Here is a 14,134-nt window from a genome sequence, read left to right as displayed (position 1 = left end):
TTAGATGTGTAATAACTTTATTCAGTATAAATGATAAGGAATGAAAATGGTAAGGACGGATTATCATTATTAATTTTGATTTGGGAGGGATTGCTTTGCAAGAGTTATTTAAAGCAATCATCACGAAAGACGTCAAACCCTTTTTCTCCAAACATGATTATCTTAAAAAGGATCTGAATTTCTACAAACCGGATGAAACTCTCATCTATAAATTCAATATTCAAAAATCGAAGGCGAACACCTGGAACCACGTCCTGTTCTATATCAACTGCAGTATTCATTCCACCGAGTTAGCGCTATTGCAATCCACTCCGCCCTCGGCGTCTCCTCTAGAGGCCAAGTCTCACTTTACCGCCCGAATCAGAGAAATCTGTCCCTCCGCTCCGGACCATTATTCGTTAACGCCTGATATCGATCCGGACCAATTATCAGATGAGCTAATGCTGCAATTGGAAGAGGCCCTTACTTTTATGCATTCAATAACCAGCGCCAGAGCAATAGTCGATTATTACATGGCAAGGGTTGCGCTGCATTTAAGCGAAGAGACCTTCCGGTTTTTGCTGCAAGCAGGAGATACAGAAGCCGCCGGGCAATATCTGAAGCAGCTGCAATTGAAATACGGAGCCGAAAAGCGCTGGGCGATATTTGAAAAGAAGTATGCGGGTATTTTTGGTGTCCGCTAAAACCTCACTCCCGACTGCCCCAAACCGAATCAAGCAGCTCGTCTACTGCCTGAATTCTGGTCACCGATGGCGTCTCTATAAGATTTCCTTTGACCATAACCATAGCAACCTCCGACAAAGCTTTTATGTTGTCCAGCGGGTTCTGCTGCATCACGATTAAATCGGCCTGTTTGCCGATATCTATGCTCCCTGTCAGGTGATCAATTCCTAAGATTTCCGCATTAGATTTGGTTACCCGTTCAATGATCTGGCTCGAATTCAGCTTCGTTTGTCTCATGTAATGGTCCAGCTCCCGCCACAGATCATAGTGGGTGACATAGGACATCGCAGCATCCGTTCCAATACCAATTTTGATATCATGTTCTACAGCCTGCCGCACCCCCTTCAGCATGGAGTCATACACAAGCCGGGAATTTTCCTTAACGGTTTCATTCACCTTCGTCAGGCTCAGGTCCAATTTTGCGCTGGGATACGCCGCATGCAAAGTAGGGATCAATGCAGTGTAGCCCTTTAATGCTCTGGGATTATTCTGGTACAGGCTGATAATCTCCTCATCCATCTCCGCGCCGTGTTCAATAGTATCGACCCCGCCCTTTAGCGCGATTCTCACCCCTTCGGTACTTTCCACATGGGCCGCCACACGTATGCCGATTTTATGGGCTTCCTCGCAAATAGCGGCAACCTCTTCCTCCGTCATTTGCAAACGGCCTGCTTCCCCGACCACTTTGGCATCGGTAACCCCGCCGGTCACGCAGATTTTGATGAGGTCTACCCCGTTTTTTACGTTGATTCTTACATTCCTTCTCGCTTCCCAGGGTGAATCGCCAACCAAAGCCAAATAAGGTGCACCATGACCGCCCGTGACGCTCAGGAAATAACCGGACACCAGAAGATTGGGTCCCACAAACTGATTCGCCTTAATTTCATCCCTCAACTGTACATCGGTATAAAAGAATTCCCCTACACTGCGCATCGTTGTTACACCGGAATGCAGTGCGTTCAGGGCATTTCGCTTCATCCGTTTTTTCAGCACGCTTCTGCCTAGTCTCGTATCCAAAAGATGCTGAAACGCAAAATTCAGCAGCTCTTCGCTGGCAGACAGCGTAAACGGCTTACCGTCGGCAAAAAGATGGACGTGCGCATTGATCAGACCTGGCATCACATATTTCCCCGAACAGTCGATCGTCTGATAATGACTCGGGATAACCACATCGCTTGCCTTCCCGATCTCCTGAATCAGTCCGTTTTCATGGATTAGAATCGTCATATGGGTAGCTACGCCTCTTCCCGCGTCTCCATAAATCACATTGCAGTCCTTAAATGCATAACCTGTCTTCATCGTTTCTTCCCCCTTGTTGTGATTATACAATCGAATAGTGAATCAATAATTCATTATTCGATTAAAAAAATAGGAACTATTTTTTAGATGCAAAATGTCCCTATCGTGACCTGAATATTCCCGATTGCAGCGCTACGCCCCAGCTCCAGCTTTATTACGCCCATAGGCATTATTCATTTATGCCTTTTACTCCATGCAGCCAGTATAAGCTCAGCGCCTCAAAAATCCGCTTCCGGCTATCGGTGCTCATCTCCCGCTTCAATAAATCCAGAATCATATTAATGACATTGCTTGCGATGATGTTCAGCAGAATCATATTTTCTTCGGTTCCGATCTCATATCTTCTATAATGATCCTTCAAGTAGGGCTTCTTCGTCTCGATCATCAGATCGATCAGCTCGTTTTTGGCATTGCTATAGACGGTCCCTTTATTCTTTTCAAAAATAATGACGATCTGCATGCTATATTGCGTTAACAGGTTCATTTGTTCCTGTACGATGGCTGATTTCTTATCATTATTGGCTTCCTCAAAAAAAGTCTGGTTATCGATACGAATGCTCTCCACTAACACATTCTTCAAATAGTCTACTAAAGACGGCGGAACCACTGAATAAAACAGCTCTTTTTTATTTTTGAAGTACGTATAAATATTTCCGACGGAAATGTGGATCTCATCAGCTATATCGTTCATTTTGGCATCCGCAAAACCTTTTCGGAAAAACACCTTTAAAGCGGCGGATTCGATTTCCTTTTTCACTTCATCTTTTTTGGCCTGCATGAGGGATGCTCCTTAATAGTGAATATGTTATTCATTATTAGGGTAAACCTTTGCTGTAGGTTTGTCAAACCAAGCTTGGGTTTAATAGAAATTGATCTCCTTAGCAAGTAGCTGAACATATGGCAGGCTATTATAGAATTTCCCCGTTCGTCTATTCGCTAAAAAACAAGTATTTCGAAGAGTTAGTATCGGAACAAAAAGACCCTGCCTTTTCAGACAGAGCCATGTGGATTTTTGACGAAAATCCACCGTTAAACCACATTCATAATATTAGTGTCCTGCTCCATGATTGTTGAGAGATAAGCTGCTGATGGATACTGGCTTTGCTGAGAAATCCTTATCATCTGCGCTTGCGGAAGTCATGACTACGCTAGAACTAATTAACAATACGGCTGCCAATAACAAAAATGTTCTTTTCATCTTTCAAAAACTCCCTCTCTAAGATATTTTTCATTATATTTTGATGTATCTCTTGTTGCGAAACTGAAGCGTAACACCTGAGAAGTTCATAAAATGCAATAGCTTTTCTGAACCCTGCCCCATCATCAAATTTATCACAGAGTATTAGAATGTCTAGTGTCAGGTTTATTGTATCAAAAACCTTTCCTCTTTTATACAAATATATTGTATGGAGGTACATGTAATCTATGTAATACCTTACATCTTCTCTTCTTTCTTTACTGCTTAACTCTTTGACTTGTTCTTTGAATTCGTCAAGAACCCAATCTATAGAGTAATTATATTTAATTGATGATTCCAATACTGTAATCAGACCAGCAAGAAGTTCTTCCTTATCGTTCTTCCTAATGAATTCTATATAATCAGAAAGCACATCTACCTTGCCTTCGAGCAAATCAAGTACGTATGTGTTAGCTACAGCAATGTTCTTGTAATAACCCTCTTCAGTAAGACCTTCAGGAGTGGAATCCTTAATCCAACTCAAGTCTGAGTATTGGGCTATACACTCCCTTGCTTCAGGAAGTCTCCCCAACTTCTGAAGCGCAATCCCTTTCATACATGAACTGTATCCGAAATAATACACGATGCTTCTTTTAAAAGTAATCTTATTGAAACTATGCTTATTTGAATCGTATGCTATAGCTGCGACTTCGAGCAGTTTGTCTGAAATTTCGAGAATTGCTGACCAGTTCTCCCATGAAAAGGACATTTTAATCATGTCTATTAGTGAATCGGCATTTACACCATCTAGTTCTAGCAATTTCTATATCACTCCCTTGTATACCATTTTATGACAATTGTAGCCTTTAACTTTCCAACGGTCAATTACCTAATAAATTCACACACTTAATAATCCAGACAAATTAAACGAATTAACAAAAGCGAAAGCCAGCATTTCTGCTGGCATTATTTATTGAATATTATGTTTTTACTCAATACATTCCTTCATCTTCTTCGTGTACCGTTAAATATAAGTCAGGGTATTTTGCATATAAATATTCAGACCCGCCTTATCTTTGTAGACAACATAAGTTCCAGGGATAGCCTTTAATTTCAATTCAAGGACAGCCGATTGCAAAATAGGCTCAGCAATGCGGCAGCTTCCTGCCTTAATAGGGGGTCGTTTGACTGGTAGTCCAAGGTTCCGGCGGAATTCCGTGCAATTTCCGGCCCGTACATGCCATTATTCACAATATACTGCACGGCATCTACGGCCCAAGGCGCCGTGTCCCCCGCAAGCTTGAACCCGGAGGATTTGCTCATATTTACTCCGGCTATCATCGCCGCCCGCCACATCAAAACAGCAGCCTCCTGGCGCGTAATGGCCGCAGTGACAGCAAAGCTCTGTTCCGGGCCGCGCCCTTGCATAAGCCCCAGCTCAATGGCTTTCTGCACATAGCCCAAGTAGTCCTTCGCTTCCAGTTCGCTTGTTAACGACGTGTTTTTAGAAGGGGCCATCCCTGTCAAACGCATAAGCCCCGAAATAAACTCCGCCCGGGTCATTTCTTGCTGCGGATGAAAAACACTATCCCCTCCAGGAGTCAATACACCGAGCTGACCGGCTTCATGAATCCATGACGCATAAGGATGCTCATTCCCCACATCCGTATACACATTGGGTTCAGGAACTTTTTTCGCCCAGCTATCCATTTTATTGTAAAAGGCATATTGGGTACCATTGGAATTGACTTGAAAAGCCGCCTTACTCCCGAGCTCATCTTCAAACAACAAGGGAGCTATTTCCCGGAGTGTATGCGAGCCATAGGGGTCCTTGATTTTCAGCTTGCCATCGTCCGTAACGGAAACCTGAAGAATCCAAAATGGAAGGCGCAGATCCTGATAAATCCCTGTCAGCTTGCCCAGTTCCGCCTGGGATGCGACTGGAGTGGAAGTAGTTGTTGGTGTTCCGGGATAATAATGATTCATAAAGGCTTTGAAAAAAACCTCCCGCAAATCCGGGCCGTCACCATTAAAAATAACGAACCCGCCTACTTTCTGTTCCGGCATAAGCCACATCCAGGAATGATACCCTGGCAAATCCCCGCCCTTACCTATGACTCGCTGGCCATTGTAGCTATTTTGATAAAAGGATTCAAAGCCGTAGCCTGTGCCAGCAACCTGCGGATGAATTTGATGGTGGATTTGCTGCATATCCTTAACCGAATCCCGGCTCAAAATCCGAGCCTCTGCCAGCTGTCCGTCATTCAACTGCGTAATCATAAATTTGGCCATGTCCCTTCCGGTGGAGAACATGCCGCCATCCGGAGACTCAGCAGGCCTGGACGGATATTCGGGTATCGGATCTTTTTGGGCCGTATAGGGTACAGCTAGATACTTCCGCAGCTCGGGCGTCAGCTTAAAGCTGCTGTTCCCCATGCCAAGCGGCTTGAAAATATGCTCCTGAACATATTGGGTAAACGGAACACCGGACAACCGTTCCACGATATACCCCTGCAAATTAAAGGCATAATTATCGTACCGGTAAGCTTCACCGGGCTCCCGGACAATGGTAGGCACATTTTCCTTGATGAACTGACTATTGGGAACCTCTTTTGCTGAGCCGCCGGCGCTATCTGTATAATCGAATCCGGAGGTGTGGGTCAACAAATGCTCCATGGTGAGTGTTTTATTGGTTTTATTGACAATTTTCAAGTCTCCCAGATAAGTTTGGAGATCAGCCTGTAAATCAATGGCCCCCTGTTCGGCCAACTGCATGACAGCTGTTGCGGTGAACAATTTCGAAATGGAAGCAACACGGAAAACAGTCTTTTCCGGATCAATGGGCTTCTTGCTGCTGATATCGGCGTAGCCATAGCCTTTTTCAAGCAAAACCTGATCATTCTTGACTAAAACAACGGCAGCCCCTGTAAGCTGCTCCTTGATTTTTGGCTGATTGAAGAATTGGTCTGCAAAAGCTTCCACTTCCTTCGCTTCCGTTGCCCGGGTGGCTTGTTGTTTAAGGGCAGATGCAGATGCTGTCGGCTGCGGGACAAACGAAGATATCAGCAAACTGCTTAATACAAGCAAAAGAACTAAACGATGTACGAATGTACGAATATGCATTAGACTGCCTCCTGTTTTTGAATGTCTAGATGAATGTGTCGCATCAGCAGCAAGAGGTCCATTGATATTATAATCGCCTTGCTGCCTATTCCTTTGTGAGCTCGCCAAGCTGTAATAACGGCAATGACACCCCTCCTTTTCATATATTGCGGGTTAATCCGGGACCTCCCCAACCTAACAGAAGCATTGTCATAAAGCCGAGTGACAACTCGTCATAACTTTCATACGACAAGAAAAAGCCGGGAAAAACAGGAGTGAGTCCCTGAATTTCGCGCGGCTCTTAGCATGATTTTTTAGGCATTATTACGACTATTTAGGCTTTGTGTGAACTTTGATTGATTTAATGTTTAAAGTCATTAACTAACGCAACAACCTGATCCATGCAAACCGCGAACTCTCTGATTTTCGCCGCAATTGTTGTCCGCTTCTCCTTGTCCTGCAACGTGTTTAAATTCGCATTAAAACCGCCGCCCAGAGCCTCTAAATCCTCACCGTTCTGATCGTTCCAATATTGCCCCGTTTGACGGTACAGATCCATGATTTGTTCGATAAAAATCAAGTCAGGATTAAGCTTTTGCGCCGTTTCCAAAAAGCCTCTGCATCCGCCGCTATTGGTGGCCAGATTGCACACATACACCTTATGCATACCCCAGTCGTCGTATTCTTCCGGGTTCATTCGTTCAAAATAACCGTTTTCGATCGAATCCGCCCAGTCACGGAACGCCTTTGCTCCGAAGCAATAATGATTACTTTCAAATGTCAGCAAATCGGGCAGGCTTAAGATCCGGTTGCGATAAATGTCTGCAAGGGACATCTCTTTTTTCTTTTCGCCCAGGAAAATCCAGCCCTTGCAATGCCCGCCCTCCATTATATAATCCTCCGGCAAAAGGTCCTTAACCGGGATCCGGTCCGGTTCGGTAGCATCGCCGCCCATGTAAAGCAGGGTTTTGCCATAATCCTCGTACCCCACGAGCACGCCCCAGCCAGGGCGATTATGGGGGTTGTTACCATGATCGTTAAGAATGACAGGAATGCCCTTATCAATATAAGCCATCAGCGTTTGAACATACATTTCCCGATTGCTCAGAATCTGCTTAAGAGGCACAAAACTGCTGGCGTATCCGCATTTTCCAAAAACATCCTCGATAAAGCCGTGGTTCCCCTTTTCGCTCAAGCGGTAATCCGTTACCCCGTCGCCTCTGAAATGATTGTGTGAATAGACCTGTGTAAAATTCTCTCCCGTCAGCCCGGCGAAAAACCAATAATCGTAATCCGGTTCACCCAGGCATTCCATAACGAAGCCTGCGCAGCCGTTAAACCAGTAATTTTCTCCGTAATGCGGCGTTACCATTGGATGAATCTTAGGCAATCTGTTATTGCTTGCTTTGACTTCCATCACCAATGCTCCTTTTTTGACATTAATTTTCGGTGTGGATTTTAGCTGGGATATTGTAATGGAACGAAACAGCTTTTTACCCTGACCATTTGAGCCGATGAAGATTGGAGCGGGCTGCCCAAGGTGTAAATCCATGTTCATATAAGGAAAATTTACTCCGCAATACCGCACCTCGCCGTTGATCACAACCGAAAAATGCTTTTCGCCGATAATCCAGGAGAACGTATTGTATTCATCATATTTGATCATTCCGGTTTCAGGAAAAATAAAGCGGTTACCCATTATGGGCTGGTCAAACAAAATGGCGTGCTTGGATAGACTGCTTTCTGAGCTGTTCTCCGCATTGATGCAGAATGTGTGATTGTTATGGGAAAACCACAGACTCCCTTCGTCAGCGCCATAGCCGTAAGCTTCGCTTGCCGAATCTGCCATGAATACAATATCCACACGAAAAGGCAGTTTCACCGCAACATTAGTATTAAGCATGCGTGCGCTGATCCAGCAGATGAACTCCGCTTCTCCGTTATCGAGCACCTGATAGTGCGGGTTATAAATGGGGGTCATTTGGTGAAAGTCAACGGGGTATTCCTTCAAAACAGGGTTAGCTTGCTCGATTTCTGCAAAGGTAACGCTCTCTAATTGCTGATTTTGCTCGATATCACTGGTATCAGGCAAGCGTTTCTTTACTGGCAGGTAGAGATTGATTTTTTCCCTGCCGCTGTCAGGCGAAAGTACGGATTCCACAAGCGTGTCATGACGCAGCACTCCGCCATGTTGAAAATCCACCTCATAATAAGCGTTATCATCAAAGCTATGGATCATCTGATATTGAATTTCGCCAAGGCCGTTCTCGACAAAGACGCTACACATGGCAAACAAGCCGCCCTCAAATATATAATCCTCAAAAATGCTCGTATTTTGAAAATTGTCATCTATTTTCTGAATGATAATCGTTTCTGTATGCTGTTGATATTCAAAAAGATGATGGCTTCCGGGAGCTCCGAAGGGAATCTGGTTGCTGGACATATAATCCCAAAGTCCGCCTGAATCCGAGCTTTCGGTTCCCTTAAGTCTGGAGGATAACACACGCATTGGAGGCAAGGAAATAATGCTTAGCTCCGGCAATTTCACCAGTTTCTCCGATACTTTTGAGAGGCGTTCCAAGTCGGGGATTTCAGCCTTTTTGTTGCAGCCGAATTGATGTTCAACTTTCTCATAAATTAAAGGCAGCGCTGAAATATGAGAGATCCCGTTATCCAGCATAGCTTCAAGAAAGTCATTCACGATGGCTTTTAGTTCTGAAAGTGTAGCGATTTCATCATTAATCGTCTGAATACGGCTGACAAAGGTTTGCACGAGCACCTTCATGTCACGGCTTTCATAAATCCTGATGATTTCTTTAATCGGAATTTGCATTTTTCGAAGCACTAGAATCTGCTGCAGCCGGTTAATGTTCTCCTGATCGTAATAACGGTACTTCTCATGGGATTGCCTGGTGCTTTGCAGTATGCCCACCTGCTCATAATAGCGAAGGGTGCGTGATGTTACGCCAAACCTCTCCATGATACCGGTGATTTTTTCAAGTTTCATACTATGCTCCTGCCCCCTCTTTCATCATCTTTATTAGGATTATATCTCTTGACGTTACGTCAATGTAAAGGGGGGGGCTTGATCGCAATTAGAATTAACAAGAACATTCGTGTCAGATGAAATATTTAGAATGGCAAGCCGAACAAGCAGAACCGGATAAAATCAACCACGCCATGCCCAATCATCGCTGAAGTCACATCCCGCTTCCACTGCAAATAAGCAAAAGGCAGCCCGAAAATGACCGTATACAGTATGACAACAACAAGACCAGAAATCACGCCTTTGCTCATAAAGGCCTCTGGGGTATGAATCAGCACATGCGGAATGACCATCATAAACCAGCAGGTAAACCGCTGCCCCTTCGTAGCAATTCTCCCTTGCAGCAGGCTGTAGCAAAAGGCAAAAAACAAGGTTCGCATAGCGATCTCTTCAAGAACTGCCGGACTCAGCGATACGAGAAAGCGTGACAGCGAAAGCTGAAAATCGAGTTCATTATTGGAGAGCATCAGCCCTACATTTACAGCACCTAAAGCCAGCCCGAAGAGCAGCCCCCATACAAGACTACCCGTCACCCCGCCCTTTCCTTTCCGTCTCAAAAATTGAACCGGACTCTCCCGATAAACTGCAAATGTACTGAATACAGCAAGTGCAGCCATCACGGTAATCAGAAAGCTGCTGATTATGGAAAAGGCACTTCCTTGAAGATAGGACAAGGATACCAGCCCACCCAAAATCAACGAGATACAAATTTGCTTGGCCGACGGCAACCGATGCCGGAAAAGCAGAACAATCGAAAGGACCAGCGACCACACATCCATTACAAGCCACATCCGCTGTGTTGCAGTAATAACCGATACCATACCCATATTCAAAAAAAAGATAACGACAAATACGGCAAACATGATCCATATGCCTCGAAGCGATTTGCCCTTCATACTAGCCCTCCCGAACCCTATGTTGTTCCTCGGCCACCATCATATCGGAATAAGCCGCAGCTTGTCTGTGAGCTTTTTTCGAATGATTTAGCAGTTACTTTAGATGGTTTTATTGAAGGGACAAACGGGGAGCTTGATTGGTGCATTATGGATTCTGAGATGGAGTTTATTCATTTCTTAAATCAGATTGACACTATTTTGTATGGAAGAACAAGCTATGATTTATGGGGAAAATTTTGACAATGGTTAATACAAAAAAGTTCTCCTCTGGCGTTGTGCAACTAATCTATCATTTGAATGAGAATTAAACCAAAAAAATGAAGCGAGCATACGCCCGCTCCATTCCTTAAGCTTCAATTTTCCTTAAATTAACCTGCCATATACTGACTTTGGAAAAGCAAATCATAGGTTTCGTTTCTGTTATATAGGTTTTGATGGGTATCAAAGGCTACCACCCTGCCATCTTTTAGAACCATTACCTTGTCGCAGTCCAGAATAGTAGATAAACGATGAGCAATGGAAATCATGGTTTTTCCCGATGAAAGGCTCTTGAGTTCTGTAATGATGTCATTCTCATTTTCGTTGTCAAGCGCGCTGGTACTTTCGTCAAAAATGATGATGTCCCTGTCCTGTAAAAAAGCACGGGCAATCGATAAGCGCTGTCTCTGGCCTCCTGAAAGCTGTACACCTTTTTCTCCGATTATCGTATCCAATTGATTCTGCAAGGTTTCAATGAAGTCATAAATACTCGCTCTGCGGCAGCACTCTATCAATTCCGCATCGGTTGCATCGGCTTTTGCCAGCAATAAGTTTTCTCTGATCGTCATATTGAAAAGAACGGGTTCCTGCACAACTATACTAACTTTTTCTGACACACTCTCGCTGTTCACCGTATAGATATCAATGCCGCCAATCTGTACAGTCCCCCCTTGCGGGTTAATCTGCCCGGTCAACAGTTTAGCGATTGTAGATTTGCCGCTGCCGCTTTCTCCCACGATGGCCAGATGTTCGCCCTTACTCACGGAGAACGAAATACCGTCAAGAGCAAATGATTCGTTCCCCTCATAGGTAAATTTCAGATTTTCAACGTTTAGATCTGTCCCGTCAATTTTCTTATAGGGTCTCTTGCCTGCTTCTAAATTTAATATCTCGATCACTTTTCCGATATTCACCGAATCATTCTTATAATTCATCATGGAATTACTAATGCTCTCTATGTACCCGAAGAATTGCCCGTAAAAGCTGATAAAAACGAGCAGCACACCAACTTGCGAGTAGCCCTTAATTACAAATAATCCGCCAATAAAGTAGATAAACAGCTGGGTAATAAAGTTTTTCGTGAAGAACGAATAGGTAATCCCCAGATGCAAATAGAGCTGGTTGAGAAACCAAATATGCCTTATTTTCTTGTAGTGTCCGTTTAATTCATCCAATTGTGCGTCTTCAAGGTTGTTGGTCTTAACATCCTTCCAGTTCTGAAAATTCGAGTGTAGGAAGGATTCATATTTAATTTGCAGTTTCCATAGTTCCTCTCCGGTTGTCTTCGTTTTACCTCCCAAAAAATTAACCGTAAATAAAGAGACCGGAACAAAAACAAAACTGAGGAGCGCGATTCGCCAGTCGTAGCATAATAAAATAACTGCCAGCGCAACAGCGTAAACGACAGCGTAGATAAAATCTAATATATGGGTCGTAAAAAAGTTCCCGGCAGCAATAGAATCGTTCTCAATCCGGCTTCTAACGTCGCCAATGCTATATTTGCTATATACATCATTATCAAGGCTGATATACTTTTTCAGCAATTTATTCTTTATTCTCAGGTCATATTTAAGTATTAACCGGTTGGAAAACCGCTTACTGACCGCAATCCCGATTGTCGCGAACAGGAAAACAGCCAGATAACCGGTGATGACCGGCCACAGCTCGTTCATATTCTTATCTACTAAAACACGATTAACCAAAAACGAGTACAAGAACAGAGGGATAAGCCCGAAAATTAAGTTCCACAGCTTGAAAAATCCGAGCGCAATCAACGGCTTGTTAATACCGTCTATATCCCGGGTTAATGTCTTAAAGGTGTCCAAGCGTTTCATACAGCTTCACCTCCTAAACACTGTTCGCTGAATAAGTCTATATACGTTTTATTGTTTCTAATCAGTACGTCGTGAGTATCAAAGCCTTTGACAACGCCGTCTCCTAAAACCGCGATTTTATCACAGCTTTTAATGGTGGAAAAACGGTGGGCAATGATAATAAGCGTCCGGTCTTGTGACATCTCACTCATCACGTTCCGGATAAGCGCTTCGTTCCGGCTGTCGAGGAATGCTGTGGCTTCGTCGAAGACCAGAATCTTAGGATTCTTGACTAGTATCCTTGCGATAGCCAGACGCTGCTTCTGCCCGCCGGATAATTCTTGCCCTTCAGTCCCAAGCAGCGTGTCCAGTCCGTCAGGGAATGTCAGGACAACATCATAAAGGGCGGCTTTCTTAATAGCTTCCATTAATGCGTTATCATTATCCTTGTTGTTGGTAAATGAAAGATTGTAACGCAGGGTATTATCGTAAAGGATGGTCTCCTGATGGACAATCCCCACCTGGCTCCGCAAGCTATGCAGGTTATACTCATTGACATTCATCCCGTCGATCAGAAGCTCGCCGCTGTCAACGTTATATAAATTGTAGAGCAGGTTCCCCATCGTTGTTTTACCTGCGCCGCTCTTCCCGACAATGCCAATCGTACTTCCTGCATCCACGCGGAGATTGAATCCGTTCAGAATAGGTCTGTCTTCGGTGTATCCAAAGGTGACATTGTTAAATTCAATCTTGCCCTCCTTTATTTGTTTTGGAGGATGGTTTTCTTTATAATCTTCTTCCTCTTCATTCAATATATCCACGACACGTTGTAAGGAGACGTTCTGTCCCCAGACATCGACAATTTTGCTGTTAATGGAGCTGAAGTAGTTCACGGCTATATTGAAATAGCTTATGGCGGCTACAAAAACGCCGAGCTGCATTTGGCCTTTAACGATGAAATAGGCGCAGATCACAAATATCAGCAGCTGTGCGATAAGCGTGATGAACGAATTAAGCCTTTCTGTCGTCACTTCGATTCTTCCGTTTTCTACGTTCATTTTATTAATGGATGTCGTTTTTCTTAAATAAACGCTCCTTACTTTTTTACTTGCGTTAAGGATTTTTATCTCCCGCAAATTTTTCACAATCTCAAATAAGTAAGAGGATAGTTTACCCTGTTCCGCTGCAATATCTTTGTTGACCTTCTGCGCTCTTGCCTTGAAATATTTCGAGGTAAAAAATACGACGGGAACCAGCACGACCGTAAAAGCCCCCAGAAAGATATTGTAGTAAAACATAAAGCAGACAGCGAATAGGATATGCAGAAGGTTGGAATATCCCCAAAGTCCGCTCCAGAAAATGAGATTCATAATATCCGCGGCGTCGTGGTTCATCCGGCTGATCATATCTCCGCTGTACATCCCGGAAAGGTCCTTCCCTTTTTTATGTAATATCTTTTTGAAAAGCGCCCGCCGTATATCAAAGACAAAACCCGTCATCAATTGCGACGAAATGAGATTATTTAACGTCGCAACGACAAACTGATTGAAAATGAGTATGCCGGCATAGATTAAGCACAAATTCAAAAAGGCGCTCATGTCTTTATCATAAAATGCGATATTGATGATTTTCCCGCCCAGGAACGGATAAATCAGATTGATCATCGTCATTAATGTAGTGATTATGAACCCGCATACAAGTACCCATTTGTGCATCAGCATAAATTTAGTGACCCATTGCCTTTTTGTCATAAACTCACCGCTTTCCATATATTCACAAAGGATATTGTAGCACAAATGTTCGTATGTAAAAAGCTCAA

Annotated in this window: 9 protein-coding genes and 1 pseudogene; 2 read left to right on the top strand and 8 right to left on the bottom strand. The window is 43.8% G+C overall.

Annotated features, from left to right (window positions below; all coding sequences use genetic code 11):
• Positions 1 to 95: 95 nt before the first annotated feature.
• Positions 96 to 683: a DUF4304 domain-containing protein gene (locus AC3WT9_RS28350; RefSeq protein WP_492408394.1), complete on the top strand. Its 588-nt coding sequence runs from the start codon at positions 96 to 98 to the stop codon at positions 681 to 683.
• A 4-nt stretch (positions 684 to 687) separates the two neighbouring features.
• Here the strand turns inward: AC3WT9_RS28350 and AC3WT9_RS28345 are convergent, their stop codons facing one another.
• From AC3WT9_RS28345 to AC3WT9_RS28320, 6 genes are all read right to left on the bottom strand, one after another.
• Positions 688 to 2,022 carry a metal-dependent hydrolase family protein gene (locus AC3WT9_RS28345; RefSeq protein WP_341377285.1) on the bottom strand — a complete coding sequence of 445 codons (1,335 nt, stop codon included), beginning with the start codon at positions 2,020 to 2,022 and terminating at the stop codon, positions 688 to 690.
• A 169-nt stretch (positions 2,023 to 2,191) separates the two neighbouring features.
• Positions 2,192 to 2,800: a TetR/AcrR family transcriptional regulator gene (locus tag AC3WT9_RS28340; RefSeq protein WP_341377284.1), complete on the bottom strand. Its 609-nt coding sequence runs from the start codon at positions 2,798 to 2,800 to the stop codon at positions 2,192 to 2,194.
• 376 nt (positions 2,801 to 3,176) lie between these two features.
• Positions 3,177 to 4,019 carry a hypothetical protein gene (locus AC3WT9_RS28335; RefSeq protein ID WP_341089762.1) on the bottom strand — a complete coding sequence of 281 codons (843 nt, stop codon included), beginning with the start codon at positions 4,017 to 4,019 and terminating at the stop codon, positions 3,177 to 3,179.
• Positions 4,020 to 4,312: 293 nt separating this feature from the next.
• Positions 4,313 to 6,322: a serine hydrolase domain-containing protein gene (locus tag AC3WT9_RS28330; protein ID WP_341377283.1), complete on the bottom strand. Its 2,010-nt coding sequence runs from the start codon at positions 6,320 to 6,322 to the stop codon at positions 4,313 to 4,315.
• Between the two features lie 340 nt (positions 6,323 to 6,662).
• Positions 6,663 to 9,308: a MerR family transcriptional regulator gene (locus AC3WT9_RS28325; protein ID WP_341377282.1), complete on the bottom strand. Its 2,646-nt coding sequence runs from the start codon at positions 9,306 to 9,308 to the stop codon at positions 6,663 to 6,665.
• 125 nt (positions 9,309 to 9,433) lie between these two features.
• Complete coding sequence (locus AC3WT9_RS28320) at positions 9,434 to 10,243, bottom strand: hypothetical protein (RefSeq protein ID WP_341089759.1); 810 nt, start codon at positions 10,241 to 10,243, stop codon at positions 9,434 to 9,436.
• 111 nt (positions 10,244 to 10,354) lie between these two features.
• Here AC3WT9_RS28320 and AC3WT9_RS28315 point away from each other — a divergent pair.
• Positions 10,355 to 10,480: pseudogene (locus AC3WT9_RS28315) on the top strand (dihydrofolate reductase family protein); the annotation flags it as partial.
• Between the two features lie 131 nt (positions 10,481 to 10,611).
• On the opposite strand, the gene AC3WT9_RS28310 reads toward AC3WT9_RS28315, so the two are convergent.
• Together AC3WT9_RS28310 and AC3WT9_RS28305 are read right to left on the bottom strand one after the other, a co-directional pair.
• A complete protein-coding gene (locus AC3WT9_RS28310; protein ID WP_341377281.1) occupies positions 10,612 to 12,336 on the bottom strand; it encodes an ABC transporter ATP-binding protein in 1,725 nt (574 codons plus the stop codon).
• Positions 12,333 to 14,066, bottom strand: coding sequence for an ABC transporter ATP-binding protein (locus AC3WT9_RS28305; protein ID WP_341377280.1), 1,734 nt, complete (start codon positions 14,064 to 14,066; stop codon positions 12,333 to 12,335). The genes AC3WT9_RS28310 and AC3WT9_RS28305 overlap by 4 nt, the downstream gene beginning before the upstream one ends.
• Positions 14,067 to 14,134 lie beyond the last annotated feature (68 nt).

The organism is Paenibacillus sp. EB106-06-01-XG199, from assembly GCF_058791575.1.
The sequence above is the reverse complement of the archived record's forward strand: the minus strand, read 5'-3'. Positions and strand labels throughout refer to the sequence as shown.